29 protein-coding genes are annotated in these 25,824 nt (G+C 65.1%); 16 read left to right on the top strand and 13 right to left on the bottom strand.

What is annotated here, in order from left to right; translation table 11 throughout:
* Window positions 1–26 precede the first annotated feature (26 nt).
* Window positions 27–539 carry an A24 family peptidase gene (locus FRF71_RS01630; protein WP_147088919.1) on the bottom strand — a complete coding sequence of 171 codons (513 nt, stop codon included), beginning with the start codon at window positions 537–539 and terminating at the stop codon, window positions 27–29.
* A gap of 84 nt (window positions 540–623) precedes the next feature.
* On the opposite strand from FRF71_RS01630, the gene FRF71_RS01625 reads away from it, so the two are divergent.
* The 3 genes from FRF71_RS01625 to FRF71_RS01615 are packed head-to-tail and all read left to right on the top strand — an operon-like array spanning window position 624 to window position 2,887.
* Window positions 624–1,562 carry an alpha/beta fold hydrolase gene (locus tag FRF71_RS01625; RefSeq protein WP_147088918.1) on the top strand — a complete coding sequence of 313 codons (939 nt, stop codon included), beginning with the start codon at window positions 624–626 and terminating at the stop codon, window positions 1,560–1,562.
* Window positions 1,559–2,644: an NAD(P)/FAD-dependent oxidoreductase gene (locus FRF71_RS01620; protein WP_147088917.1), complete on the top strand. Its 1,086-nt coding sequence runs from the start codon at window positions 1,559–1,561 to the stop codon at window positions 2,642–2,644. The genes FRF71_RS01625 and FRF71_RS01620 overlap by 4 nt, the downstream gene beginning before the upstream one ends.
* A gap of 60 nt (window positions 2,645–2,704) precedes the next feature.
* Window positions 2,705–2,887, top strand: a complete 183-nt coding sequence (locus FRF71_RS01615; RefSeq protein ID WP_147088916.1) for a YegP family protein — start codon at window positions 2,705–2,707, stop codon at window positions 2,885–2,887.
* On the opposite strand, the gene rnhA is transcribed toward FRF71_RS01615, so the two are convergent.
* Genes rnhA through ispH form a run of 3 tightly spaced genes read right to left on the bottom strand, consistent with a single transcriptional unit; the run spans window position 2,884 to window position 5,276 of the window.
* Window positions 2,884–3,324, bottom strand: coding sequence for a ribonuclease HI (rnhA, locus tag FRF71_RS01610; protein WP_147088915.1), 441 nt, complete (start codon window positions 3,322–3,324; stop codon window positions 2,884–2,886). The genes FRF71_RS01615 and rnhA overlap by 4 nt on opposite strands.
* Entirely contained in the window at window positions 3,321–4,304 is a 984-nt protein-coding gene (gene thrB, locus FRF71_RS01605) for a homoserine kinase (protein ID WP_147088914.1), read from the bottom strand. Before thrB ends, rnhA begins: the two co-directional genes overlap by 4 nt.
* 9 nt (window positions 4,305–4,313) lie before the next feature.
* Window positions 4,314–5,276 carry a 4-hydroxy-3-methylbut-2-enyl diphosphate reductase gene (ispH, locus tag FRF71_RS01600; protein ID WP_147088913.1) on the bottom strand — a complete coding sequence of 321 codons (963 nt, stop codon included), beginning with the start codon at window positions 5,274–5,276 and terminating at the stop codon, window positions 4,314–4,316.
* Window positions 5,277–5,347: 71 nt separating this feature from the next.
* Between ispH and FRF71_RS01595 the strand changes: the two genes are divergently transcribed.
* From FRF71_RS01595 to tatC, 9 genes are all read left to right on the top strand, one after another.
* Window positions 5,348–5,998: a hypothetical protein gene (locus tag FRF71_RS01595; RefSeq protein WP_147088912.1), complete on the top strand. Its 651-nt coding sequence runs from the start codon at window positions 5,348–5,350 to the stop codon at window positions 5,996–5,998.
* Window positions 5,999–6,060: 62 nt separating this feature from the next.
* On the top strand, window positions 6,061–7,806 hold the full coding sequence (argS, locus tag FRF71_RS01590) for an arginine--tRNA ligase (RefSeq protein ID WP_147088911.1): 1,746 nt from the start codon (window positions 6,061–6,063) through the stop codon (window positions 7,804–7,806).
* Window positions 7,807–7,817: 11 nt separating this feature from the next.
* Window positions 7,818–8,525, top strand: coding sequence for an SPOR domain-containing protein (locus tag FRF71_RS01585; protein WP_238339350.1), 708 nt, complete (start codon window positions 7,818–7,820; stop codon window positions 8,523–8,525).
* A 70-nt stretch (window positions 8,526–8,595) separates the two neighbouring features.
* Window positions 8,596–9,624, top strand: a complete 1,029-nt coding sequence (gene nagZ / locus FRF71_RS01580) for a beta-N-acetylhexosaminidase (RefSeq protein WP_147088909.1) — start codon at window positions 8,596–8,598, stop codon at window positions 9,622–9,624.
* Window positions 9,621–10,421, top strand: coding sequence for a segregation and condensation protein A (locus FRF71_RS01575; protein ID WP_147088908.1), 801 nt, complete (start codon window positions 9,621–9,623; stop codon window positions 10,419–10,421). The genes nagZ and FRF71_RS01575 overlap by 4 nt, the downstream gene beginning before the upstream one ends.
* Window positions 10,418–11,038, top strand: coding sequence for an SMC-Scp complex subunit ScpB (scpB, locus tag FRF71_RS01570; protein ID WP_147088907.1), 621 nt, complete (start codon window positions 10,418–10,420; stop codon window positions 11,036–11,038). Before FRF71_RS01575 ends, scpB begins: the two co-directional genes overlap by 4 nt.
* A gap of 44 nt (window positions 11,039–11,082) precedes the next feature.
* Window positions 11,083–11,310: a twin-arginine translocase TatA/TatE family subunit gene (locus FRF71_RS01565; protein ID WP_147088906.1), complete on the top strand. Its 228-nt coding sequence runs from the start codon at window positions 11,083–11,085 to the stop codon at window positions 11,308–11,310.
* A gap of 18 nt (window positions 11,311–11,328) precedes the next feature.
* The gene (gene tatB, locus FRF71_RS01560) at window positions 11,329–11,709 is read left to right on the top strand and encodes a Sec-independent protein translocase protein TatB (protein ID WP_147088905.1); all 381 of its coding nucleotides are present in this window, start codon (window positions 11,329–11,331) and stop codon (window positions 11,707–11,709) included.
* 1 nt (window position 11,710) lies between these two features.
* Window positions 11,711–12,517, top strand: coding sequence for a twin-arginine translocase subunit TatC (tatC, locus tag FRF71_RS01555; RefSeq protein WP_147088904.1), 807 nt, complete (start codon window positions 11,711–11,713; stop codon window positions 12,515–12,517).
* A 3-nt stretch (window positions 12,518–12,520) separates the two neighbouring features.
* Here the strand turns inward: tatC and FRF71_RS01550 are convergent, their stop codons facing one another.
* Genes FRF71_RS01550 through FRF71_RS15375 form a run of 3 tightly spaced genes read right to left on the bottom strand, consistent with a single transcriptional unit; the run spans window position 12,521 to window position 15,212 of the window.
* Window positions 12,521–14,173 (bottom strand): amidohydrolase, encoded by a 1,653-nt coding sequence (locus FRF71_RS01550; RefSeq protein ID WP_147088903.1) that lies wholly within the window; start codon window positions 14,171–14,173, stop codon window positions 12,521–12,523.
* Window positions 14,170–15,066, bottom strand: a complete 897-nt coding sequence (locus tag FRF71_RS01545; RefSeq protein ID WP_147088902.1) for an NAD(P)-dependent oxidoreductase — start codon at window positions 15,064–15,066, stop codon at window positions 14,170–14,172. Before FRF71_RS01545 ends, FRF71_RS01550 begins: the two co-directional genes overlap by 4 nt.
* Window positions 15,063–15,212, bottom strand: a complete 150-nt coding sequence (locus tag FRF71_RS15375) for a hypothetical protein (RefSeq protein ID WP_161597862.1) — start codon at window positions 15,210–15,212, stop codon at window positions 15,063–15,065. The genes FRF71_RS01545 and FRF71_RS15375 overlap by 4 nt, the downstream gene beginning before the upstream one ends.
* 166 nt (window positions 15,213–15,378) lie before the next feature.
* On the opposite strand from FRF71_RS15375, the gene FRF71_RS01540 reads away from it, so the two are divergent.
* Window positions 15,379–16,614 carry a threonine ammonia-lyase gene (locus tag FRF71_RS01540; protein WP_147088901.1) on the top strand — a complete coding sequence of 412 codons (1,236 nt, stop codon included), beginning with the start codon at window positions 15,379–15,381 and terminating at the stop codon, window positions 16,612–16,614.
* Window positions 16,615–16,752: 138 nt separating this feature from the next.
* Window positions 16,753–17,613, top strand: a complete 861-nt coding sequence (locus FRF71_RS01535) for an arginyltransferase (RefSeq protein WP_147088900.1) — start codon at window positions 16,753–16,755, stop codon at window positions 17,611–17,613.
* Here the strand turns inward: FRF71_RS01535 and FRF71_RS01530 are convergent.
* The 4 genes from FRF71_RS01530 to FRF71_RS01515 form a co-directional block, all read right to left on the bottom strand.
* A complete protein-coding gene (locus FRF71_RS01530) occupies window positions 17,610–19,064 on the bottom strand; it encodes a S41 family peptidase (protein WP_161597861.1) in 1,455 nt (484 codons plus the stop codon). The two genes, FRF71_RS01535 and FRF71_RS01530, sit on opposite strands and share 4 nt — an antisense overlap.
* Before the next feature lie 40 nt (window positions 19,065–19,104).
* Window positions 19,105–20,229 (bottom strand): AraC family transcriptional regulator, encoded by a 1,125-nt coding sequence (locus FRF71_RS01525; protein ID WP_147088898.1) that lies wholly within the window; start codon window positions 20,227–20,229, stop codon window positions 19,105–19,107.
* Window positions 20,230–20,271: 42 nt separating this feature from the next.
* Window positions 20,272–21,147, bottom strand: a complete 876-nt coding sequence (locus FRF71_RS01520) for an SGNH/GDSL hydrolase family protein (RefSeq protein WP_147088897.1) — start codon at window positions 21,145–21,147, stop codon at window positions 20,272–20,274.
* Window positions 21,148–21,234: 87 nt separating this feature from the next.
* On the bottom strand, window positions 21,235–22,659 hold the full coding sequence (locus tag FRF71_RS01515; protein WP_147088896.1) for an aldehyde dehydrogenase family protein: 1,425 nt from the start codon (window positions 22,657–22,659) through the stop codon (window positions 21,235–21,237).
* A 156-nt stretch (window positions 22,660–22,815) separates the two neighbouring features.
* Between FRF71_RS01515 and FRF71_RS01510 the strand changes: the two genes are divergently transcribed.
* Both FRF71_RS01510 and FRF71_RS01505 read left to right on the top strand, forming a co-directional pair.
* On the top strand, window positions 22,816–23,022 hold the full coding sequence (locus tag FRF71_RS01510) for a helix-turn-helix transcriptional regulator (RefSeq protein ID WP_147088895.1): 207 nt from the start codon (window positions 22,816–22,818) through the stop codon (window positions 23,020–23,022).
* Between the two features lie 2 nt (window positions 23,023–23,024).
* Entirely contained in the window at window positions 23,025–23,663 is a 639-nt protein-coding gene (locus FRF71_RS01505; RefSeq protein WP_147088894.1) for a hypothetical protein, read from the top strand.
* Between the two features lie 5 nt (window positions 23,664–23,668).
* On the opposite strand, the gene FRF71_RS01500 is transcribed toward FRF71_RS01505, so the two are convergent.
* Complete coding sequence (locus FRF71_RS01500; RefSeq protein WP_147088893.1) at window positions 23,669–24,268, bottom strand: lysozyme; 600 nt, start codon at window positions 24,266–24,268, stop codon at window positions 23,669–23,671.
* A 137-nt stretch (window positions 24,269–24,405) separates the two neighbouring features.
* Window positions 24,406–25,815 carry a type I glutamate--ammonia ligase gene (gene glnA, locus FRF71_RS01495; protein ID WP_147088892.1) on the bottom strand — a complete coding sequence of 470 codons (1,410 nt, stop codon included), beginning with the start codon at window positions 25,813–25,815 and terminating at the stop codon, window positions 24,406–24,408.
* Window positions 25,816–25,824 lie beyond the last annotated feature (9 nt).

Raw genomic sequence — 25,824 nt, 5'->3', positions numbered from 1 at the left:
TCGGAAGGGTTATCGGTGCGAAATGGTTAAAATCCGGTTCCACCCACTGCGCCGCTGGCGACAGCTGTCTGCGCAGCCGGAAGGAACTGGCTGGCCAAGGCCCAAAGCCCGGCAGTCGAAATCGCGACGCCATAAGGAATTGCCAGGCGTTCGCGGCGGCCGCGCATGCTGTGCCAGACGGCCAGCACTACGGTCAGCACGCCGCCCAGCAGCGCCATCATGATCACTAGTTTCAGGAACCAGGATGGTGCGATCCACAGCGCCAGCGCCGAAAGCAGCTTCACATCGCCGCCGCCCATGGCGCGCAATGCAAACAGACCGGCGCAGACGGCGAAGGTCACCACTGCAATGCCCAGCTGCCAGGCCACGTCCGGCCACAGGCTTAGCCCGCTGGCCCACCAGTAGAGCGGCGCACCCAGCGCGATCGCTGCGTTGAGCCAGTTGTCGATCTGGCGGCGGCGGATGTCGGTAAAGGCGGCAACCACCAGCGCGATTGCCAAGGCCCCCAGCAGTACGTATTGAAATTCGACGTTCGGCATTGCCCGCCCCCTGGTATCGGGAGCATGGATACAGGGCAGGGCTTACCAAAAAGTAACCAAGGTAAAGAGGCTCGAATTAGCCACATGTCCGCCGCGTTCGATCGCCGGGTCATTCCTGCCGAAGCCGCTGAAAGCCGCTGGATTGCGCCCGATGGCCAGGCCATCCGCCGGATCGACTGGGCGCACCCCAATCCGCGCGGGGCGATCCTGTTCATGAGTGGGCGCGGTGACTTCTATGAGAAGTACCTTGAGGCCTTGTCCTACTGGAATACCCAGGGCTGGTCAGTAACCGCCTTCGACTGGCGCGGTCAGGGCGGATCGGGGCGGCTGGGCAGCGATCCCTATACCGGCCATATCGACGATTATGGCACCTGGGTGGCGGACCTCAGGGCCTTCTGGCGCGAGTGGTCGGCCACGGTCGGCGGCCCGCGCGTAGCGATCGGTCATTCGATGGGCGGCCACCTGACGCTGCGCGCCGCGGCGGAGCAGGCGATCGATCCCGCCGCGCTGGTGCTCTGCGCGCCGATGCTGGGCCTGCGCGATGGCAATATGCCCGACTGGCTGATGCACCTGGTGGCGCGCATGATGTGCCGTCTGGGTGATCCGGCGCGGCCGGCCTGGAAGTGGAGCGAGAAGCCCGGACAGCCGCCGGACAGCCGGGGTGATCTGCTGACCCACGATCCCGACCGCTATGCTGACGAGCTGTGGTGGCGTGACGCCCGGCCCGAGGTGGTCATGGGACCCGGTTCGTGGCGCTGGGTTGAGCGGGCCTATGCCTCGATGCGCTGGCTGGCCCGGCCCGAGGTGCTGGCCCGGGTCAAGCAGCCCGTGCTGTTGCTGGCAACTGACCGGGATGCGCTGGTCAGTTTCAAGGCCAGCGCCCGAGCTGCGGCGCACTTGCCGATCTGCGAGCTGGTCAATCTTGGCGAGCGCGCAAGACACGAAATCCTGCGTGAGACTGACCCGGTGCGACTGGAGGCTCTGGCGCGGATCGATGCCTTTCTGGCAAGGGCCGCGGCATGAGCGAGAAGTTCGATTTTGCGGTAATCGGGGCGGGGATCGCCGGCGCGTCGGTCGCCGCAGGCCTTGCCCCGCATGCCCGCGTGCTGCTTTTGGAAGCGGAGGACCGGCCCGGCTATCATTCCACAGGCCGCTCTGCCGCTTTCTGGACGGAGAGCTATGGCGGGCCGCAGGTTCAGCCGCTGACGACAGCATCGGGGCCGTTCCTGCACGAGCATGGCTTCCTCAGCCCGCGCGGTGCCTTGACACTGGCCCGGCAAGCGGAACTGGCCGAACTCGCTGCCTTTGCGGCGGAGTTCCGAGACCTTGGCGTGCGGGTCGACGATCTTGACCGCGCTGCGCTGGAAGCCCGTTTGCCAGGTTTGCGGGCCGAGTGGGTCGCCGGAGCCTATGAGCCTGATTGTTGCGACATCGATGTCGCCGGTTTGCATCAGCACTGGCTTACCGGTGCACGGCAAGGCGGGGCAGAGCTGTGGACTCGCTCTGAACTGGCGCAGGCTGAACGGCGCGGCTGCGCCTGGTCGCTGACCCTGACGGATGGGCGCACGGCTGAGGCCGAAGTGCTGGTCAATGCTGCGGGAGCCTGGGCCGATCCGGTGGCGGAGCGGGCGGGGGTGCGGGCGCTTGGCGTACAGCCCTACCGCCGCACTGTGGCGCAGTTGCGGCTTACGGACGGACCACCTGCTGACCTGCCACTGGTGCTCGGCATCGATGGTCTGTTCTATTTCAAGCCCGAGGCTGGGCGGCTGTGGCTGAGCCCGCATGACGAGACCCTGAGCCCGCCCTGCGATGCTGCGCCCGAGGAGCTGGATGTGGCCCTGGCGATCGATCGGTTCGAGCACGTAGTGGACTGGCCGATTGCCCGGATCGAGCACCGCTGGGCGGGGCTGCGCTCTTTCGCGCCCGATCGGCTGCCGGTCTATGGCTTCGAGCCCGGTCAGCCCGGGTTCTTCTGGTTTGTGGGGCAAGGCGGCTTTGGCATCCAGACCGCGCCGGCCGCCGCCGACCTGGCCTGCGCGCTGCTGCTGGGTCAGACGCCGGCCGCAGTAGATCCGGCGCCCTATGATCCGCAGCGGTTTCGCTAGCGAATCACAGTTTTGACGCTAGGCTGGGCGAGTCGTCGCAATCCTGGGAGGTATCCCGACATGGCTCACCGTTTCGAAATCCGTCAGAACAAGGCTGGCGAGTTCGTCGCCTATTTCTGCTACAACGCGGAAACGATCTTCTGGACCGAAGGCTACAGCAGCAAGGCCAGCGCCAAGAACGCGATCGAATCGATCCTCAAAAACGGCCCCGGCGCCGAAGTGGTCGATACGACCGCCGGCTAACCCACCTTGCCTGAGAGGGCCGCATCGCTCGCCAGGCGGTCGGCCCGCTCGTTCTCTGGATGGCCATCGTGGCCCTTGACCCAGATCCAGTCGATCCGGTGCCTTCGGCGCGATTCGAGTAGCTGTTGCCACAGGTCGGCATTCAGCACCGGCTTCTTCTGCGAATTGATCCAGCCGTTCTTTTGCCAGCCGAAGATCCACTTGGTGATCCCGTCGATCACATAGCGGCTGTCAGTATGCAGCGCGACGTGGCACGGCTCCTTCAGCGCATCGAGCGCGCGGATCACCGCGGTCAGTTCCATCCGGTTGTTGGTGGTATGGGCTTCGTGGCCCGACATTTCCCGCTCATGCTGCCCCATCCGCAGCACCACGCCCCAGCCGCCAGGGCCGGGGTTGCCCTTGCAGGCGCCGTCGGTGTAGGCTTCAATCCGCTTCATGTGGCGGCAAAGACGGTGGCATTGGCGGGATCGGCGTAGAATTCCAGGCGCCGGGCAAAAGCCACTGGGTCCTTGCGGGTGACCAGGGCATCGGCGGGGGTGTTAACCCAGTCCCAGGCCCGCGTCAGGGCAAAGCGCAAGGCGGCCCCGCGCGCCAGCAAGGGCAGGGCGCTGCGCTCAGCGTCCGAAAGCGGGCGGACCTCCTCGTAACCGGCGATCAATGCTGAAGACAGCGCCGGATCGAAGTGCTTGCCATCATTGGAAAAACACCAGGCGGCGTGCGTCACCGCCAGGTCATAGGCAAACAGGTCGGTACATGCGAAATAGAAGTCGATCAGCCCGGTCACCTGGGCGCCCAGCATTAGCACGTTGTCCGGGAACAGGTCGGCATGAATGGTCCCGCGCGGCAGGCCTTCGGGCCAGCCAGCCAGCACAGCAGGGAGTTCGCGTGACACCAGTTCGGCAAAGCCTGGGTCGATCTCGGCCAGCCCGTCCGGCCCGCATTCCTGCGCCAGCCGCTGCCATTCGGCCCGGCCCATCGCATTCTCCCGCACGCCGGCAAAATCAGCAGCAGCCAGCTGCATCTGCGCCAGCGCGCGGCCTACCGCCTGGGCCTGCCCCGGCGTTGGCGCGCTCACCGAGACGCCCGGCAGAAATTCGATCAGCGCCACAGCCTTGCCATCGAGCAGGCGATAGAGGTTGCCCTGGCGGTCATGGATCGTGCGCGGCACCGGGCAGCCGCGCGCGGAGAGGTGATCGAGCAGAGAGAGGAAGAACGGCAGGTCGCCCACTTCGATCCGGTATTCGTACATGGTCAGGATGAAGCGTGCACCGGCTCCGTCCTTGCCAGTGGTTTCGACGAGCCAATTGCTGTTGGAGATCCCCTCGGCGATGCCCTTGACCGAAGTTAGCTCACCAACATCGAATTCCGCTACCAGCCCGGCCAGCACTTCGGCGCCAAGGTGCGTATAGACCGCCACGCCTCGAACCTAGTCCGCGAGCTGCCGGGGCAGCTTGAAGATGATCTTTTCCTCGGCCGTGACGACCTGCTCAACCGCGACCGTCCGGAACTCGCCGATCCGGTCGATGACTTCCTGAACCAGCGTTTCGGGCGCAGAAGCCCCGGCGGTCAGGCCCATGGTCTCAACCCCGTCAAACCAGGCTTCGTCGATTTCGCTGCCGCGCTGAATGAGGTGCGCCGTCGCACCGCAGCGCTGGGCAACCTCGACCAATCGCAGTGAATTGGAACTGTTGGGCGCACCGATCACCAGCACCAGCTGGCATTCCTCGGCGATTGCCTTGACCGCGGCCTGGCGGTTGGACGTGGCATAGCAGATGTCCTCTGCCTTGGGGCCGGCGATCCCGGGATAGCGGGCGCGCAGGGCTGCAACGATTTCTGCCGTGTCATCCACCGAAAGGGTGGTCTGGGTTAGGAACGAGAGCGCAGCGTCGGCGGGAAAGTCCAACGCGGCGACATCTTCCAGCGTTTCGACCAGGGTGATCGTGCCTTCTGGCACCTGGCCGAACGTACCGATCACTTCCGGGTGGCCCTTGTGGCCGATGAACAGGATGTGCCGCCCTGCCTCGATCTGGCGTTCGGCCTGGCGGTGCACCTTGCTGACCAGCGGACAGGTGGCATCAAGCCAGTCGAGACCGCGTTCAGTAGCATTGGCGGGGACCGACTTGGGCACGCCATGGGCGCTGAATACCACCGGCGCGCCATCGGGCACTTCGTCCAGTTCCTCAACGAAGATCGCCCCCTTGTCGCGCAGGCCATCGACCACGAAACGGTTATGCACGATCTCATGCCGGACATAGACCGGCGCGCCATAGCGGCTCAGGGCGCGCTCGACGATCTCGATCGCGCGGTCGACCCCGGCGCAGAAGCCGCGCGGGGCGGCGAGCAGAAGGCGAAGGGCCGGTTTGCCCGGCTGCGGAAAGGGCGCGTTCATGTTCGCCCCCCTAGCGTTTTGGCATTGACGCCGCTAGGGCAAGTTCTGCCCAAGGACAGGAACCTGCCAGAATGACGCCTCGTACCCGCCTCTATGCCGCCGTAACCATTGCTGCTGCCCTGGCCGGGTGCCGCGGGACCGGGGACCTGGTGGTCGATGAAGGCGTTGGCATCACCGCCGTGCGCAGCGCCTGCCCCGCCGTCGGCGTGCCCGACTACACTGGCGACGTAACCCTATTCCGCACCCCCGGCGTGGCCACGGCCGACAATATTGACCTGGTCGCCGCGCTGACCAATGTCCGGTCGACCTGCAACGAGACGGGTGAGCGGGTCTATACCGCCGCCACCTTTGACGTGCTGGCTCGCCGCACCGACGTGCGCGGTGCCCGCACCGTCACATTGCCCTATTTCGTCACCGTCCTGCGCGGCGGCAGCGCGGTGATTTCGAAGCGGGTCGGCTCGGTCACCATCAACTTCGCCGATGGCCAAGAACGCGCCCAGGTCAGCGGCTCGGCCAGCGCCTATGTCGACAAGGCTGAAGCCAGCCTTCCGGCCGATATTCGCGAACAGATCACCCGCAAGCGTAAGGCTGGCGATGCGGATGCGGCAGTAGATCCGCTCTCGCGGCCCGAGGTCAAGGCGGCCGTCGCCCGCGCGACTTTTGAAGTGCTGGTTGGCTTCCAGCTCAGCCAGGACCAGCTGAGCTACAACGCCACGCGCTGATCGCAGGCCCTCCCGCTGCGGGAAGGTTTCATTTCCAGCCCAAACCGTCTAACCGGCGCGCCATGACTGCTGCCTTGACCATTCACGCCGCCTTTGTCGGCCATATTGCCGCTGCGCTTGATGCGCTTGAAGCCGCCGGTACCCTGCCGGGCGGGCTTAACCGCGCTGCTGTGGCGGTGGAGCCGCCCCGCGATCCGAGCCACGGCGACCTGGCGACCAACGCGGCAATGGTGCTGGCGAAGCCCGCTGGCCTCAACCCCCGCGCCCTGGCCGAACTGCTGGTGGCAGAACTGACCAAGGTGCCGGGCGTGGCCAGTGCCGAAATCGCCGGTCCCGGCTTCATCAACCTGCGCGTCGATGCCGCGGCCTGGATTGCCGAACTGCGGGCGATTGCGGCGCTTGGTGGCGATTATGGCCGGTCGACCATGGGGCAGGGCAGCACGGTCAACGTCGAATATGTCTCGGCCAACCCTACCGGGCCCATGCACATGGGCCACTGCCGCGGTGCGGTGGTCGGCGATGCGCTGGCAACGCTGCTGGAATTCGCCGGGCACAAGGTGATCCGCGAATACTACGTCAACGATGCGGGTGCGCAGGTCGATGTCCTCGCTCGCTCAGTCCACGTCCGCTACCGCGAAGCGCTTGGCGAGGCTGTCGGTGACATTCCCGAGGGACTCTATCCGGGTGAGTACCTGATCCCGGTCGGCCAGGCACTCGCCGCCGAATTTGGCGACAAGTACGCCAAGGCACCCGAGGCTGACTGGCTCATCCCGTTCCGCACCCGCGCCGTTGCGGCCATGCTTGAGATGATCAAGGCCGACCTGGCCTTGCTTGGCATCCATCACGACCTGTTCTCCTCTGAGGCAGAGCTGCAAGCCGCCGGCAAGCCGGACGAGGCCGAAAAGTGGCTGCGCGCGCACGACCTGGTTTACGACGGCCAGCTTGAAGCGCCCAAGGGCAAGACGCCCGAGGACTGGGAGCCGGTCGAGCTGCCGCTGTTCCGCTCGACCAAGTTCGGCGATGATCAGGACCGTCCGATCAAGAAAAGCTCGGGCGAATGGACCTATTTCGGTGCCGATCTCGCCTATCACTTCCAGAAGGCGCAGAGCGCTGACGCGCTGGTCGATATCTGGGGCGCGGACCATGCCGGCACGGTAAAGCGGATCAAGGCTGCCGTCGCTGCCATGACCGGGGCCGAGGGCAAGCCCACGCCGTTCGAGGTCAAGCTGGTCCAGATGGTCCAGCTGATGAAGGGCGGCCAGCCCTTCAAGATGTCAAAGCGGGCGGGCAACTTTGTGACGCTGGCTGACGTGGTCGAGATGGTCGGCAAGGACGTGGTCCGCTTTACCATGCTGACCCGCAAGCCCGATGCGCAGATGGACTTCGATTTCGACAAAGTGGTCGAAGCCTCGAAGGACAACCCGGTGTTCTACGTCCAGTACGCCCACGCCCGAATCCGATCGACCCTGCGCAAAGCAGCAGCCGAAGGCTTTGCGCCAGGAGATGCCGCGCTCGAACTGCTGGGCGAAGAGGAGCTTGGCCTGATCAAGCTCGCTGCTCAGTTCCCGCGGCTGGTCGAAGCGGCGGCCGTAGCGCGTGAACCCCACCGCGTCGCCTTTTTTCTCCAGGACCTTGCTGCAGCATTCCACGGTTACTGGAATGTCGGGAATGACCGGCCTGAAAAGCGCTTCATCGTGGCACAGGACGCCGCGATCACCTCCGCAAGGCTTTATCTTGCCACGCAAATCGGGCAACTTGTCCGCAATGGCCTGGCGCTCCTCGGCGTTGAGGCGGTGGAGGAAATGTGATGGTGGGGGCCATGGACGATCGCCGCGACGAGCATGACTGGGACCAGCATGACGACGATCGGCTGGAAACCGAGCAACTTGAGCTTGATGCTCCGGAAGATCGCCTGCCGTGGCTGGAAAGCGCCGAAGATGACGACGAGTACGAAGGCTACGACACCAGTCGGCTCCTCGTGATTTTTCTGGGCGGGCTGGCTGTCCTGGTCGCCGTGGTCGGCGGGATCTGGTGGTTCACCAACCGTGGCCCCGATCCCGAGCTGGTTGCCGATGGCAGCGTGGTTGCGGCACCGACTGAACCTTACAAGACTGCCCCGGCCAACCCCGGCGGCAAGACGTTTGATGGCACCGGCGATGTCAGCTTCGCGGCCTCCGAAGGGCAAGCGCGTCCGCCGGTGATGGCCGGTCCGGCCGATGCCGGTACTCCAACGACCGCTCCTGCACCGACTCCAGCGGCTACTGCTGCATCAACTCCCGCCGCTGCTTCAGTCGGGGTCGGTGTCCAAGTCGGCGCGTACTCTTCGCAGGCCACAGCCGAAGCCGGCTGGGCCAAGCTGGTGGCGCAGGCCAATGGCGCCTTGGCGGGTGTGTCGCACCGCGTGATCGCCGGCACGGCTGACAACGGCACGATCTATCGCCTTCAGGCCGTTGCTTCTGACCGCGCGAGTGCCACGGCGCTGTGCGGCCAACTCAAGGCTGCCGGCATTTCCTGCCAGGTGAAGTAAGCCGGTAATCCACACGCATCGGGGCTGGCCTGCTTGCGCGGCGGCGCACTTAGTGCGAACGTTGGCTGTCATGACTCCCGCCATTTTCGGCCTTTCCGGACTGACCCTGACCGCCACGGAGCGGGCCTTTTTCCGTGAGGCCAACCCGGCGGGCTATATCCTGTTCGGCCGCAATATCGAAAGCCGCGAACAGGTGCGGGCGCTGACCGATGATCTGCGGGCGATCCACGGCCGCGAAAAGCTGCTGATCACCATCGACCAGGAAGGTGGCCGGGTCGCCCGGATGAAGCCGCCAGTCTGGCCAGTCTATCCAGCGGGTGCCGTGTTTGACCGTTTGTTCGACCTAGCCCCCGCATCGGCCATCGAAGCCGCGCGTGCCAATGCCGAGGCGCTGGGGCATGATCTGCACGAGGCCGGCATTACCTGTACCCACGCGCCAGTGCTGGATGTCCGCCAGCACGGTGCGCACGATGTGATCGGTGACCGTGCTTACGGGTTTGAGCCGCTGCGGGTTGCTGCCATAGGCCGTGCGGTGCTCGATGGCCTGGCTCGCGCCGGGGTGGTCGGGACCATCAAGCATATGCCGGGACATGGCCGCTCAATGGTCGATACCCACAAGGAGCTGCCGACCGTCTCGGCCAGCGCGGCCGAGCTGGAAAGTGATATCGCCCCGTTCAAAGCCCTGTCCCAGGCGCCCATCGCCATGACCGGGCACCTGGTCTTCACCGCCTGGGATGCCGACCATCCGGCGACGCAATCACCCTTTGTGATCGAGCGGATCATCCGCGGGAAGATTGGCTTCGATGGACTGCTGCTGACCGATGACCTCGATATGGAGGCGCTGTCCGGCACTGTGCCTGACCGTGCCGAAGCTGCGATCCAGGCCGGGTGCGACATTGCGCTCAACTGCTGGGCGAAAATGGACGACATGACTGGCATCTGCGAGCGGCTTGGCTCCATGTCCGAAGCAACCGCCGCGCGCCTCGCCCGCGCGCTCAGCGCGATCCGCGCGCCGCAGCCAACGGCCGAGCAGGCCGAGCTTGCGGCCAAGCGCGATGCCCTGCTGGCGCTGCTTGAAACCGCGGAGGTGCGAGCATGAGCGAGCTCGATGACGCCCCGGCGATCACCCTGCCCGAGGATGAATGGGCCGGACCCGGCGCGGCGGCGACCGAGGATGCTGCGCTCTACCTTGAACTCGATGGCTGGGAAGGGCCGCTCGACCTGCTGCTCGACCTTGCCCGGCGGCAGAAGGTCGATCTGCGCAAGATTTCGATCCTGGCGCTGGTGGACCAGTACCTGACCTATATCGAGCGGGCCGAGGCACTGCGGCTGGAACTGGCCGCCGATTACCTGGTGATGGCGGCCTGGCTGGCCTACCTCAAGTCCGCCCTGCTGCTGCCGCGCGACGAGCAGGAAGACCCGAGCCCCGAAGAGCTGGCGCTGCGCCTGCAACTGCGGCTGCAGCGGCTGGCGGCGATGCGCGATGCGGCGGCGCGGCTGATGGGGCGTGACCGGCTGGGCCGCGACGTGTTCCTGCGCGGCGCGCCGGAAGGTCTGCGGGTCGATCGCAAGTCTCTATGGCAGTGTGACTGGTTCGCGCTGGTCCAGGCCTATGGCCAGGTCAAGGCGCGGACCCAGCCGGTGGTGCACATGGTGCGCGACCGGATGGTGATGACGCTCGACAGCGCTTTGTCGCGGGTCTCGGCCATGCTCGGCGTCAATCTCGACTGGATGGAGCTTCGCGATTTCCTGCCGCCGCACGCCGATCCCAAGCTGCGCCGCTCGGCCATGGCTTCCAGCTTCGTCGCCGCGCTGGAACTCGCCCGGCTGGGTAAGGCGGAATTGCAGCAGGAACAGACCTTTGGTCCGCTCATGCTGCGCGGGATCAAAGCATGACCCGTCCGGACGATCTGGTCCGCGCGGTCGAGGCGACGTTGTTCGCGGCCGAAGAGCCGATGACGGTCGAGGCGATTTCTACCCACCTCGGCGGGGCCGACGTGAAGGCTGCGCTGGCCGAACTGGCCGCGACCTACAAGGATCGCGGCGTTCAGCTGGTCGAGCGGGCCAGGCGCTGGCATTTTCAAACCGCGCCGGATCTTGCCCACTTGCTCCGGCGCGAGCGCGAGGAGGTGCGGCGGCTGTCGCGCGCCGCCACGGAAGTCCTCGCGATCGTTGCCTATCACGAACCGGTTAGCCGCGCCGAGATCGAAGCGATCCGCGGCGTCCAGACCGCCAAGGGCACGCTTGACGTGCTGATGGAGGCGGGCTGGGTGCGGATCGTTGGGCGCCGTGAAGTTCCTGGCCGTCCAGTGATTTATGCCACCACGCCTGAGTTCCTGACGCACTTCGGGCTGGAGAGTCGGCGCGACCTGCCCGGGCTGGACGAACTCAAAGCCGCCGGTTTGCTCGATCCGGTCGACGATGCCCTGGCCGATGCGATGGAAACAGCCGATCAGCGGAGAGAAGCCGCTGAGGCTGAAGCCGGACTGGCAAGCGAGGACGAAAGCGCCTAGATAGGCGGAGACGGGGGCCGGAACCTCGAATTGGAGTCGATAAAATGGGCGGTTTTTCAATCTGGCACTGGCTGATCGTGCTGCTGGTCGTGCTGGTCCTGTTCGGGCGCGGCCGCGTGTCGGAAATCATGGGTGATTTCGGCAAGGGCATCAAAAGCTTCAAGCAGGGCATGGCTGACGAAGAGACCAAGCCTGCGGCGCCGCCGGCCCAGATTCCCGCGCCGGGCGAGACCACTGCCGCCACCGAGGCGAGCAAGACTGAACAGAAGTAAGCAGGCAGGACCAGGCGCGTGTTTGATATCGGCGCCTCCGAGCTGCTGCTGATCGTGATCGTCGCGGTGGTGGTGATCGGTCCGAAGGACCTGCCGCTGGCGTTGCGCACGGCCGGGCGTTGGATCGGCAAGATCCGGCGGGTGTCCGGTCATTTCCGGGCGGGCGTAGAGACGATGATCCGCGAGGCGGAACTCGCCGAAATGGAAAAGAAGTGGCGCGAGCAGAACGAAGCGATCATGCGTGAGCATCCGCCCGAAAGCGCCAGCGCCGAAGCCGCGCTGATCGGGCAAGACCCGGGCACAGTGAAGGCGGAGGAGCCGGCGACCGCCAGCCCGGAAGCCGCCCCTGCCAAGCCGAAACGCGCCAAGGCGAAGCCCAAACCGGATCAGGCCGCCTGACATGGTGCTGAAGATCAAGGACATCGACGAGACGCAGGCACCGCTGCTCGACCACCTGATCGAACTGCGCGCGCGGCTGATGCGGATAATCCTGGCGCTGGTGGTCGCTTTCTTCGTCTGCTTCTATTTCGCCAACGACATCTTCGGCTTCCTGGTTCGCCCGCTGACCAATGCCTTCCCGCCGGGGCAGGGCAAGCTGATCTACACGCAGCTTTACGGAGCGTTCTTCGTCAACGTGAAGGTAGCGCTGTTCGCCGCATTTCTGGTCTGCTTCCCGATCATCGCCAACCAGCTTTGGGCCTTTGTTGCGCCGGGGCTTTATGCCAAGGAAAAGAAGGCCTTCCTGCCGTTCCTGCTGGCCACGCCGATCCTGTTTACCGCCGGCGCGGCGCTGGCCTATTTCGTGGTCATGCCGACCGCGTTCCACTTCTTCCTGGGGTTTGAGGGTGAGCGCGGTGGCCTTTCGCTTGAGGCCTTGCCCGAGACTGGTGCCTATCTCAGCCTGGTCATGCAGTTCATCATGGCTTTCGGGATCAGCTTCCTGCTGCCGGTTTTGCTGCTGCTGCTCAACCGCGCCGGCATCATCAGTCGCGACGATCTGGTGCGGGCGCGGCGCTATGTGATAGTCGGCATCACGATCATTGCCGCGGTGATCACGCCGCCCGACGTGATCTCGCAGCTGATGCTCGCGATCCCGCTGTGGCTGCTTTACGAAAGCGCGCTGGCCATCATGTGGTTTACCGATCGCAAGAAGGCAGCAGCGACCGGGACCGAACTGGCCCCCACCCCGGGCGAGACGATTTCCTGAACGTCAGTTGCCGTGCTGGTGCACCGGCCGGCCGCCAACCCAGACCTGCATTACCTGCGTCGCGCGGATCTCAGCGGGTGAAGCCAGCATCGGATCCCGGTCGATCAGCAGGAAGTCGGCGCGTTCGCCGCGCTGCAGCCGGCCAAAGCGGCCTTCGGCAAAGCCGGCATAGGCACCACCCGATGTGTAGGCGGCCAGGGCCAGCTCACGGCTGACGCGTTCCTGCGGCTGCCAGCCGCCAAACGGCTGCCCGTCCGGTCCGGTGCGGCTGATTGCGGCGGCGAAGCCTGCCCAGGGATCGGCCAGTTCGACCGGTACATCCGAGCCGAAGGCCAGCCTGGCCCCGCTCGCCGCAAGGCTGGCCCAGGCATAAGCCCCGGCCAGACGGTTCGGTCCAAGCCGCGCTTCGGCCATCAGCCGGTCGGAAGTCTGGTGGACCGGCTGCATCGAGGCAATCACCCCGGCCTTGGCAAAGCGTGGAATGTCAGCCGGATCGACGACCTGGGCATGCTCGATCCGCCAGCGCCGATCACCGGTGTAGGTCTGGTTCATGTCCTCTATCGCGGTGAGCGCAGCGGCATTGGCCTCGTCGCCAATCGCATGGATCGCAACCTGGAACCGATCGAGCGCGGCGCGGCTCATGAAGTTCTTGAGCTGGGTATCGCCTGTCACCCGCAGACCCTTGACGGTCGGCGCATCACTGTAGGGTGCCTTCAGGCTCGCCCCGCGCGAACCGAGCGCACCATCGGCATAGAGCTTCACCCCGTTGAGGCGCAGTTTGTCGTCATAAAGCCAGGGCGAGGGGCCGGGGCCGCCGATCAGCGCCATGTTGTCGGTCCCCATGGCATAGGCCATGATCCGAACGCGCAGCGAGCCATTGTCGCCGGCGCGGCGGAAAGACTGCCAGTCTTCAACGGTTGTACCCATGTCGGCAATGGCAGTCACACCCCGCGCCAGCAGGATTTCCTGCGCCTTGGCAAGAGCCAGGTCACGATCCTCAGGGCGCGGTGCGGGTACCGCCTTGGCGACCAGTTCGGTCGCATTGTCGACCAGCACCCCGGCAGGCTTGCCGCCAGGCAGCCGCTCGATCGAGCCGCCGGCCGGGGCCTTGGTAAGTGCCGTGACGCCCGCAGCGGCCAAGGCCTTGCTATTGGCCCATCCGGCATGGCCGTCGACGCGCTCAAGCCAGACCGGGCGATCACCGATCACCGCATCAAGCTCGGCAGCGGTGGGGAAGCGCTTTTCCGGCCACAGCTCCTGGTTCCAACCGCGGCCGAGGATCCACGGGCGGTCCGGGTTGACCTTTGCATAGGCGGCAACCTTGGCCAATGCCTCTGCCAGCGATTTCGTGTCGGTCAGATCAAGGGTCAGGGCGGAGAAGCCCAGGCTCATCACGTGCCCGTGGCTGTCGATCATGCCCGGCACCATGACCTGGCCCTGGCCATCGACGAAGTAATCGACCTTGCCGGGGCGCTTGTCGCCGCGATGGAGGACCTGCACGATCCGGCCATCGTCGCCGATGAGAAGGCCGGTGAAGCGTTCAACCCCGCCGGTCGCGTCAATGGTCAGGCCGTCAACATTGTCGACCAGCGTATCGGCAAGGGCAGGAGCGGAAAGGGCGAGGGCAGCCGTTGCCGCCAGCAGTGCGCGGATCATGCGCCACCCCGCTTGGGCAGTCGGCGGATCAACGAGGAGGTATCCTGCCGGCCGCCGCCCAGCGCCTGTACCTCAGCATAGAACTGGTCGATCAAGGCGGTGACCGCCAGCGGCACGCCAAGCGAGCGGCCTTCTTCCAGCGTCAGGCCCAGGTCCTTGCGCATCCAGTCCACCGCGAAGCCAAAGTCGAATTCGTCTTTGGCCATTGTGTGCCAGCGATTGTCCATCTGCCAGCTTTGCGAAGCCCCCCCAGAAATCGCGTCATAGACCTTGTCGAGATCGAGGTGCGCGGCCTGGGCAAAGCGCATCGCTTCAGAGAGGCTGGCCAGCACGCCGGCAAAGGCGATCTGGTTGACCATCTTGGTGGTCTGCCCGGCGCCGGCCTTGCCGACATGGACGATCCGCTTGGTATAGGCTTCCATGATCGGGCGCGCGGCTTCGATTGCTTCGTCGCGGCCGCCGCACATCACGGTCAGCGTGCCGTTCTCCGCCCCGGCTTGGCCGCCCGTGACCGGCGCATCAACGCAGTGGACCTGCAGGTCGCGCGCCTCCACCGCGATCTGGCGAGCGATCCGGGCCGATACGGTGGTATGGTCGATAAACACGGCACCCTTGCGCAGCGTCGCGAAGACCCCGGTCGGGCCGAGCACGACGTCGGCCAGGTCATCGTCGTTGCCTACGCAGGTCAGCACCACCTGCGCGCCTTCGGCCGCTTCGGCGGGGGTTTGCGCGATGCGGACGGCGAGACCGGGATTGGCTGCCTGCCATTTCTCCAGTCGCTGCGGGCTGCGATTGTAGATGGTCAGCTTGTGACCGGCGTTGCCGATGTGCCGCGCAATCGCGCCGCCCATCACGCCCAGGCCCAGGAAGGATACGTGTTTTGGTTCGCTCATCCCCCGGTCATAGCGGCTTGAGCAGGCTTTTCCAGACGGGCTTGATTGTATTCCAGATTGAGGGTGAAATCGCCCGAGCAGATTCCCGGCGCTTGCCTGGCATTCTCGCATTGCAGGTCTTGCGCAGGAATGCGCATCATCGACATCCCATTACGGTGCAACCCGGACAGGCCAGCCGCAGCCGGGCGGTTCCCTCCGCGGCCCCAAGTGGGATGGTCAACCCGGTGTCGAAGCGGGCTTTGGAACGGCAGCGCATTTCTTGCCTGCCTGCGGTTTGCATGGGGCGGCGCTTTCCGTTACGGCCCGCGCATCATGACCAGCCTTGTTGAAACGCCCGCCCTCCTGACCCTCGACGATGTTCGGGCAGCGGCGATGCGTATTAGCGGCGCGGTCGTGCGGACGGACATCGATCACTCCCAGACCCTGAGCGACATTACCGGCGCGCAGGTCTGGCTGAAGTTCGAGAACCTGCAGTTCACGGCGGCATACAAGGAACGCGGCGCGCTTAACGCGATGCTGCTGATGGACCCGGAAAAGCGCGCTCGCGGGGTGATCGCGGCTTCTGCCGGCAATCATGCCCAGGGCCTGTCCTATCACGGCACCAAGCTGGGCGTGCCGGTCACCATCGTCATGCCGCGCCCGACGCCATCGGTGAAGGTGATGCAGACCGAGGCGGTCGGCGGCAAGGTTGTGCTGCATGGCGAGACTTTTGACGAGGCCTATGCCCATGCCCGCCTGCTTGAAGCGGAGCTGGGGCTGACCTTTGTCCACCCGTTCGACGATCCCCATGTTGCAGCAGGTCAGGGCACGGTTGCTCTCGAGATGCTTGAGGACGTGCCCGAGCTCGATACGCTGGTGATCCCGATTGGTGGCGGTGGCCTCGCCTCGGGGATGAGCGTAGCTGCCCGCGCCATCAAGCCGGACATCCGGATCATCGGCGTCGAGGCTGAACTGTTCCCTTCGATGTACAATCGGCTGAAGGGCGCCAACCTGCCCTGCGCCGGCGACACTCTGGCCGAAGGCATTGCAGTCAAGGAACCGGGCGCTTTCACCAGCAAGGTCCTGGCCGATCAGCTCGATGATCTGGTGCTCGTCAGCGAAGGCCAGATGGAAAGCGCACTGGCCCTGCTGGTGCAGATCGAAAAAACCGTGGTCGAAGGTGCCGGGGCTGCCGGCCTTGCTGCAGTGATGGCCTATCCGGAGCTGTTCAAAGGCCGCAAGGTGGGGATCGTGCTGACCGGCGGCAATATCGATACCCGCCTGCTCGCCAACGTGCTGCTGCGCGATCTTGCCCGGTCGGGCCGTCTCGCTCGCCTGCGGCTGACATTGCAGGATCGGCCCGGCGCACTGTTCAAGGTGATGCGCGAGTTTGACAAGCACTCGGTCAACATCATCGAGATCTATCACCAGCGGATCTTCACTACCCTTCCGGCCAAGGGCCTGATCACCGATATCGAGTGCGAGGCGCGCGATGCCGATCAGCTCGATGCGCTCGTCGCCTCGCTGCGCGAAGCGGGCTATTCGGTGACGCAGGTGGAACTGGGCTGAGCCCGATTTCTGCCTTCCGCCGCATGGCTGTGCAAAATAACGGTTCGTTTACCCTGTTTCGTGGTTAAAACTCTTTCAACGCCACCCTAGCGCGGGCATAGTGCCAGACGTTAACCCGGAAGAGGATTCCAACAGCCCGTGAACGCCCCTGTGCGCTTTCCCCGGTTTTTCGTGACCAGCCCGGCGCCGTGTCCCTATTTGCCGGGGCGCAGCGAACGCAAGGTATTCACGGAACTTAAGGGTCCGCATGCGGACGCCCTGAACGATGCGCTGGGCCGGATTGGCTTCCGTCGCAGCCAGACCGTGGCCTATCGCCCCTCGTGCATTGACTGCAACGCCTGCGTCTCGGTCCGGGTCGTAGCGGACGAGTTCAAGGCCTCCTCCACCCAGCGCCGCAACCTAAAGCGCAACCGGGACCTGGTAACCACGTTCTGCCGGCCATGGTCGACTGCCGAGCAGTTCGAACTGCTGCAGCGTTACCTGGGCGAACGCCACCCCGGCGGCGGCATGGCGGCGATGGACGAAGTCGATTTTGCCGACATGGTCGAGCATACGCCGGTCGATACCTACATGGTCGAATACCGCGAGCCCACTGCCGATGGCTCTCCCGGCCGCCTGGTTGGCGCCTGCCTGACCGACAAGCAGGGCGACGGGCTGTCGATGATCTACAGCTTCTACGATCCCGACCATGCCGAGCGCGCGGGTCTGGGCAACTACATCATCCTCGATCACATCCGCCGCGCGACCGAAATGGGGCTGCCGTTCGTCTACCTCGGCTACTGGGTCGAGGGCGCGCAGCGGATGCAGTACAAGGTCCGCTATCGCCCGCTTGAGCGGTTGACCCGCTCAGGCTGGACCCGGATCAGCGATGCTGAGCAGGATCGCCTGATTGCTGCCGCCGCAGTCGGTCGCCGTAACGCCGCTCTGCCGCTCGACGGCAGCGGTAAGGATGGTGTCCCCGGCGGACAGGACCAGTACCGCCTGGCCGATCCGGCCTAACCTTTCAGCAAGAGAACTTGCGCCGTCTCCAGCACCCGGTCATTGCCGGCGGCGATATCGGCTGCGTTATTGTGGACGGCGATGTCGGGCGTGACGCCGGCATCGGGTTCGCGGGTTTCCGGGTAATAGCCGATCAACGGCACGTCGAATTCGATCCCGCTTTCCGGCAGCCGCGCAAAGAAAAATGCCCCACCATTGATTCCGCGCCGATTGCCGCCGGTAGTCTCACCGATCAGCGTGCCAAGCCCTGACGCCTTGACCAGACTGGCGAACTGGTAGGTGGCCGAACTGTTCTGGGGGCTGGTTAGCACCGCCATCGGCACGGTCAGGCGCGGTTCCTGCGGCTTGATCAGGCCATCGTCCTCCCACCGGGTCAGCCGCAGAAACCGATCGTCGTGCGGCTGGACTTGGTCACCCCAATTGCGGAAGCTGTCGTCCCAAGTGTCGAGATAGGGGTTGAGCGCGGCGGGCACCTGACGATAGCGCACCAGCCGCGCCGCCTTGGGCCGAGCAATGTCCTTGGCGGCAAGGCGCGCCAGAATCAGATCACCGCAGTCATTGCCGCCCTCGTTCTCACGCAGATCGACGATCAGGCCCTTGGCGCCCTTCAGGCTGTCGAGCCGCTCGTTGAGCCAGGCCTGCCAGTCCCACTTGCTGTTGTAGACCGCCCACCCTGGCATGGTCAGCAAGGCGATCCCATCCGGCCGCATTTCCCACTGCCAGATCGGTTCATTGCTGCGCGGATCAAGCGCGCGGATGAACTTCTTGCGCGCGCCGAGGTCCACGGCCGGCACATCAATCCAGGCGTCACGGCTGGTGCCGGGTGCGCGAAAATGGACGTTGAATTTACCGCCCTTCGGCGCGCCGTAAGCGAGGCCGCGCAGCACGTCGAAGGTCTCGATCTCGTCCGCTCCGGTCGGCGAAAGCAGGGCGCGGCGCTTGCCGTCGTTGCTGCCATCAGCGCGGACCAGCGGCTGCAGGCGGCGCAGGATCGCGGCGGGGGGAACGCCGTCGATCGCCTTGATCACACTACCCTTCGGCAGCCAGAGGCCCTCGGCCTGGTTCTCGGTCACCACCATCTGATCGCCGATCCAGCGGAAGGCGAGTGGCAGGCGATCCTTACGGGTGAACAGCCGCTCGGCCACGGCGCGCTTCTGGTTGTAGAAGCTGGGATAGGAATGGCCGCAGCGGATGCTGGCAAGGAAGCCAGTCAAGGCCAGGAAGCGGTCTTCCAGGTCCGGTGCCGCACTCCAGCGTTCACCCAGCTGGGCCAGGCCAGCCTCAAAGGCTGCAGGGCTGAGGTAGCGGTGCAACCCCGGGTGGAGCGTGCGCAGGATTTCGCCCACCAGGCGAATGTCCTCGCTTTGGCGCGGGCTGGCGCGCAGGATGGCGGGGGTGGCTAAAGCTGCGCTGGAAAGCGCAGCGGCGGAGAGGAATTGGCGGCGGTGCATCATGTTGGCCGTTCTGCCCAAACCAGGGCCAGGATGCGCCTCAATTTGCCAATTTGCTGCGTTTTTCCGGTTTTGAGACGCGGCGGCGATAGGCTGACGGGGCCTCGCCCAGGGCAGCCGCGAAGGCGCGGTTGAAGCTGGCTTTTGAGCCGAAGCCTTCTTCCAGTGCGATGGTGAGGAGGTCGGCCTGGTCACCGCTCCGTAGCCGTTCGGCCACCGCCTCGGCGCGCAAGGCGGCGATGAAGCTGGCAAAGTTGCTGCCAGCGCCCTGGTTGATCGCGCGGCTGAGATAGCCCGTGTTGGTCCCCAGCCGCCGGGCGAGGCGAGCCAGCGTCAGCTCCGGATCGCGCGCCAAGCCTTCGACCCGGACTTTCGCCGCCCACTCGCGACCCAGTGCGGTCCAGTCCTTGCTGTCGGGTGTCGCTGCGGGGGCAAGGTCAGCCAGGCGCGGGAAGGGCAAGGCGGCGTGGCGCCAGCCCTCGATCCCAAGATACAGCGCGCAAGCCGCCATGGCCAGGTACAGGCCCATCAGGTTGACGTAACCCAGCGGCGCGATCAGGTCCCACAGGCTGTAGCTGGCCCAGACCGCAAACAGCAGCCCCAGCGCCGCCAGCGCTCCGGCCAGCCAGCGCCCAGCATACCGGTGCGTATCAGCAACATGATCGGGCAGGGCCTGGCGATAGGCCGTCAGCCGCCTGGCCGAGGCCCGGCCATACCCGGCCATCTGCGCCAGCAGCGCAAGCGAGGTGATCAGTTGGTAAGTGCCCGAGGAGCGTTCCGCCCAAGCCATCTTGGCATCGAATGGCAGGGCAAAGCAGGCCGCGAGATAAAGCATCTGCCCAGCTGCGGGCAGCAAGTGCCGCCAACCTTGCAGCGGCCAGCGACCTTCGGTCAGCGCGGTCAGATAGAGCCAACCAAGCGGCGCCACTACCAGCGTGATCTGGAACGGCGCGAAGGTCAGCCACATCCATTTGTCGTAGAACCCGGCAAAGCCGATCAGCCAGGGCATGACCATCAGTGCCAGCACCGCCAGCAGTGCAGCGAGCGTGCGGTTGGCGCTGCGGTTGGGCAGGGTCAGGGCCAGCGCTGCGGCCAGGATGACCAGCTGCATCACGGCCACCGTCAACACCGCCGTCCGCCAACCGAAGCTCAATCCTTCAAGCATGTCAGCAAGATGCCTGTGACGAGGCCGCGCTGCAATGGGGGCTTAAGGGCGGGGCGAGCCGAGAAATTCCACCAGCCGATCGCGCCAAACGCGATAGCCGTCCCGGTTGGGGTGGAGGCCATCGTTGAACAAATCGCGGCGTTGCAGGCCCTGCTGATCAGTGAAGGCCGGGTAGAGATCGAGATAGGCCATGCCATTTGCCGCCGCATAGCTGCGCAGCATGGCGTTGACCGGCACGACCAGGTCACGGTTCTTCTCGGTGGAGTCGGTCGGCAGCAGCGACTGGATGACGATCTGTGCCCCCGGCTTGCGCTCACGAATGCGGTTGGTGACCGCGACCACGCCGCGATAGATGCTGGCCGTGGCAGGACTTTCGGCATCGAACGAGTTGTTGATGCCCAGCATCACGAAGATCCGCTCCGGCTGCAGATCGCGCCGATCAAGCCAGCCCTGGCCGCCTTTCGCGGCGGGCAGCAGGCGGTGCAGCACATGCTCGATCCGGTCACCAGACACGCCGAGGTTGAGCGCGGATCGCGCGGGAACGCCGCCACCAAAGCTTTCATCCCAGACCGCACGGCCCATGAACTGGCCCGGAAACCAGGGGTTGGCATCGAGGTGCCAGAAGTCGGTGATCGAATCGCCAATGAAGACCAGCCGGACCGGCCGCAGGCTCTGCCGCGAAGCGAGTTGCCGGTCGATCTCGCCAGCGCGCTTTTGCCAGTAATCAACCCGCGGGGCGGGCCGCTCCGCCACGAAGACGGCAGGTGTCTGGGTGAGGGCGGGGAGCGGTGTCGAGAGCGCCAGCGCGGTGGCCAGGCCTTTTGTCCAAGTTCGGCCGTGCATCATCCCCATCATCCCACCCGTTGTTATCGCCTGCGAGGCTATCGGCTGGACCGGGGCGGGGCCAGCGCGCGGCATACGTATACCCACCGCACAACACTGGCCAAAAGCAAACCCCTCCCCGCGCGGGCGGGAAGGGGGCTGTGCTTGCTCAGGTCAGTGCGATCAGGCCGGCAGGCCGCTGATCGACTTCATTTCCATGAAGTCCTTGAGGCCGGCCAAGCCGCCTTCGCGGCCGTTGCCCGATTGCTTGTAGCCGCCGAACGGCGCGCCCGGGCTAGGGCCCCAGTTGTTGATCGCGACCATGCCGGCGCGCAGCTTCGGCGCCACGGCCGCGGCCTTGGCCGGATCGCCGGTGATCGCGGCCGAGAGGCCGTATTCGGTGGCGTTGGCCAGTTCGATGCCCTGCTCGAGGCTGTCATAGGTCAGGATCGTGGCGACCGGACCGAAGATTTCCTCGTTGGCGATGCGCATGTCCGGGGTCACGCCCGAAAACACGGTCGGCTGGACATAGTAGCCGCGGTTGACGCCGGCCGGCAGGTCGGTGCCGCCGGTTTCCAGCTTGGCGCCTTCATCGATCGCCGACTGGATCAGGTCGCGGACCTTGTCGTACTGCGCCTTGTTGACCAGCGGGCCAAGGTGGTTGCCTTCGGCCATCGGGTCACCAACCGGGGTGTGCGAGTACATGTTCTTGTAGAACGCGACGGCCTCGGCCTCGCGGTCCTTGGACACCAGCACCTTGGTCGGGCTGATGCAAGACTGGCCGGTGTTGATCAGCGGACCCATCGCCACCGGGGCGAGCTGGGTGGCGAAATCGGCATCGGGCAGGACCAGGTTGGGCGACTTTCCGCCCAGTTCCTGGTGGACGCGCTTGACGGTCGGCGCGGCGGCGATCGCCACGGCGATGCCCGCACGGGTCGAGCCGGTGAAGCTGACCATTTCGATGTCCGGGTGGCTCGAGATCGCGTTGCCGGTGGTCGGGCCATCGCCCTGGACCAGGTTGAACACGCCCGGCGGCACGCCGGCAGCATCCAGGATCTCGGCAAAGATCGCGGCGTTGGTCGGGCACTCTTCCGAGGGCTTCAGCACCATGGTGTTGCCGGCGGCGAGGGCCGGGGCAACCTTTAGCGCGATCTGGTTGAGCGGCCAGTTCCACGGGGTGATCATGCCGACCACGCCGATCGGCTCGTAAGCCACCTTGAAGCCCGGACCGTCTTCCATGAAGTCAAAGTCCTTGAGCGCGGCGATGGTGCTCATGAAGCCGCCGATCCCGGCGCCAACCTGGGCCGTGCCGGCGAAGGAGACGGGCGCGCCCATTTCCTCGGCCATCGACATGGCAAGGTCTGCGCCGCGCTTCTTGTATTCCTCGACAATCCGGTTGAGCAGCGCGAGCCGTTCTTCCTTGGTGGTCTGGCTGAAGGTCTTGAAGGCGCGGCGCGCGGCCGCCACGGCCTTGTCTACGTCAGCCTTGGTGCCGACCGAGATGACCGCGCAAGCTTCTTCCGTGGCCGGATTGATCACTTCGCGGCGGGCGCCGCCTTCGCTGTCCACCCACTTGCCGTCGATATAATGTTGCAGCCGCTCGCGCATCGCGAATCTCCCTTAATGGATCGATTAAACGCGGACTATGTCGGACCCGGCGGGCAATATTTCAAGCGTCAATCTTGCCAGGGATGCCTGACAAGAGTTCTTGACAGGCGAATCGGTATCGGTAAAGAGTTCTTTACAGGCTGAGAAAGGGCTGCGGTGGAAAACCGGTTGAAGGAACTGCGCGAGGCGGCCGGCTGGAGCCAGGGCGAACTGGCCCGGCGGCTGGGCGTTTCGCGCCAGACGATCAATGCGGTTGAAACCGACAAGTACGATCCCAGCCTGCCGCTGGCATTGCGCATGGCCAAACTGTTCGGCTGCGCCGTGCCGGAGATATTCATCGACCGCTGGGAACCGGAGATCTGATCATGGAAGCGTCGCGCAGGAAGTTTGGCATCGTGATCGTGCGGATGGCAATCGGCGCAGTGGCTGGCTTTGCAGCCATGAAGTTCGGGCTGGAGAGCGGCCTGGGACCGCTGCTGCGTGAAGCTGGCCCGGGCAGTGCGGCCCTGGCCGGATGCGGGCTGATCTATGGATTGATGGGGCTGTTTGTTGGCATTGGCGTGGCAGTGCCGGGGATGGGTGCCAAGCTGCTCAACGTCACCGGGCGCGAGGATATCGAGGACCAGCGGGCGCAAATGACGGGCGGCGCGGTAAGCTGCCTGGCGCTTGGCATCGGTATGATCTTGTTGGCGCTGGCCACGCCGGGCGGGGCGGTGCCGGGTGAAGTCGGGTTGGCTGCGTTCGGCTTTGCCCTGTTCCTGACCGCGGCGATCACCCTGCTGCAATGGCGCGGCTATGACGAACTGTGGCGCAACATGTCGATGGAAAGTGCTGCCTGGGGCGGCACGCTGATTGCCATGACCTTGCTGGTGTGGGGGGCGTTGGCCTTGATTGGCCGGGCGATCCTGCCGGATCCGGCTGGCCTGGTTGCGCTGGTCATGGGTTTGAACCTGCTCGGCACTTTCATTGCGATCGGACGGCGCGGTCTGCTGATCGAGGCTTAAGCGGATCAATCGCCGCGATAGAGCGCCGCCTCGGCTGTACGCCGGCGAACTAGACCGCTGAGGCGGCGACCGCCGGCATGGACCCACTTGCCGAATTCGCCCGCCGCACCGATAAAGTCCCCGCCCCTGTGCAGCCTGGTCAGCGTCGCGCGGGCAATCGCGCCGGTGTTGTAGTGAAAGCTGACCAGGGCATCGAACTGCTGCTGGCTGGTCGGCGCTTCACCAAGCGCGCGGGCGACTTCGGCGCTGTAGCGGACCAGGTCCGCCTCCAGCCGCGCATCGCACTGCGCCTGTGACCAGACCGTTCCGGGGGCGATGCCAGGTCCCGTTGCGCCCCAGCCGATGGTCCAGGGATCGCCGCCTGTGCCGGGATCGGGGTAAGCCTCGAACAGGCCATCGGCCCGCCTTTTCGAGCAGCCTTCGAAGCGCTTGATCAGGCTGACCCCGTTGGGGCCGATCCGGCGGGCGGTCTTGGCCGGCGGTGCCTGGTCGGTCGTCTGGCCGATCGCCCGGTCGGTCGCCTGGTCCAGCGCGGTGACTTCGGCAGTGCGGAAGCTGCGGCCCAGCAACCGCCGGACAGCGTCAAAGATCGGTTTGCGGTTCATCGGAAGAGCCCTCGCGATATGGCGGAAGGCAAGGCATTTACATCACACAAGGTGCTGTAGGAAAATGGTTTCTGAAAACGCGAAGGGCGTCCGGATTGCTCCGGACGCCCCCTCGGTGAACCGATGACAGGCCTGAATCAGGCGCTGTAGTACATGTCGAATTCAACGGCCGACGGCGTGGTTTCCCAGCGCATCACTTCCGGCCACTTCAGTTCGATATAGGCTTCGATCTGGTCCTTGGTGAAGACGCCGCCCTGCAGCAGGAAGTCGTAATCGGCTTCCAGGCTTTCGAGTGCTTCACGCAAGCTGCCGCAGACGGTCGGCACCTGGGCCAGTTCGGCCGGCGGCAGATCGTAGAGGTTCTTGTCCATGGCTTCGCCCGGATGGATCTTGTTCTTGATCCCGTCGAGGCCGGCCATCAGCAGCGCCGAATAGCACAGGTAGGGGTTGGCCATCGCGTCGGGGAAGCGGAATTCCACGCGCTTGGCCTTGTCACCGGCGCCATAGGGGATGCGGCACGAAGCCGAACGGTTGCGGGCCGAATAGGCCAGCAGCACTGGGGCTTCGTAACCCGGGACCAGACGCTTGTAGCTGTTGGTGGTCGGGTTGGTGAAGGCGTTGAGCGCCTTGGCGTGCTTGATCACGCCGCCGATGAAATAGAGGCACATGTCGCTGAGGCCGGCATAGCCGTTCCCGGCGAACAGCGGCTTCCCGCCATCCCAGATCGAGATGTGGGTGTGCATGCCCGAACCGTTATCGGTCTTGATCGGCTTGGGCATGAAGGTCGCGGTCTTGCCATAGGCCTGGGCGACCTGCTGCACGACATACTTGTAGACCTGCATGCGGTCAGCGGTCTGCACCAGGGTGCCGAAGGTCAGGCCAAGCTCGTGCTGGGCCGAGGCCACTTCGTGGTGGTGCTTGTCGCAGGGCAGACCCATTTCGAGCATGGTCGAGACCATCTCGCCGCGAATGTCGACGCACGAGTCGACCGGCGCGACCGGGAAGTAGCCACCCTTGGCGCGCGGACGGTGAGCCAGGTTGCCGCCATCGTACTCGCGGTTGCCGTTGGTCGGCAGTTCGATGTCGTCGATCTTGAAGCCGTTGCCATCGTAGCCGTCATAGAAACGGACGTCGTCGAACAGGAAGAACTCTGCTTCCGGACCAACATAGACGGTATCGCCAATGCCGGTGGTCTTGAGGAAGGCTTCGGCGCGCTTGGCAGTCGAGCGCGGGTCGCGGCCATAGAGGTCACCGGTCGAAGGCTCGACGATGTCGCAGGTGATGATCATCATCGGCGTGGCGCTGAACGGATCGATGAAGACCGAATCCAGATCCGGCTTCAGGATCATGTCGGACTCGTTGATGGCCTTCCAGCCTTCGATCGACGAACCGTCGAACATCAGGCCGTCTTCCAGCTCGTCCTCACCCATCACGTGGGCGCACATCGTCAGGTGCTGCCACTTGCCCTTGGGATCGGTGAAACGCAGATCGACCCACTCGATCTCCTCTTCCTTGATCCGCTTGATGATGTCCTTGGCCTTGGTCATTGGTCTTCC

Origin of the sequence: Novosphingobium ginsenosidimutans (assembly GCF_007954425.1) — a bacterium.
Taxonomy (GTDB): Bacteria; Pseudomonadota; Alphaproteobacteria; order Sphingomonadales; family Sphingomonadaceae; genus Novosphingobium; species Novosphingobium ginsenosidimutans.
The sequence above is the reverse complement of the archived record's forward strand: the minus strand, read 5'-3'. Positions and strand labels throughout refer to the sequence as shown.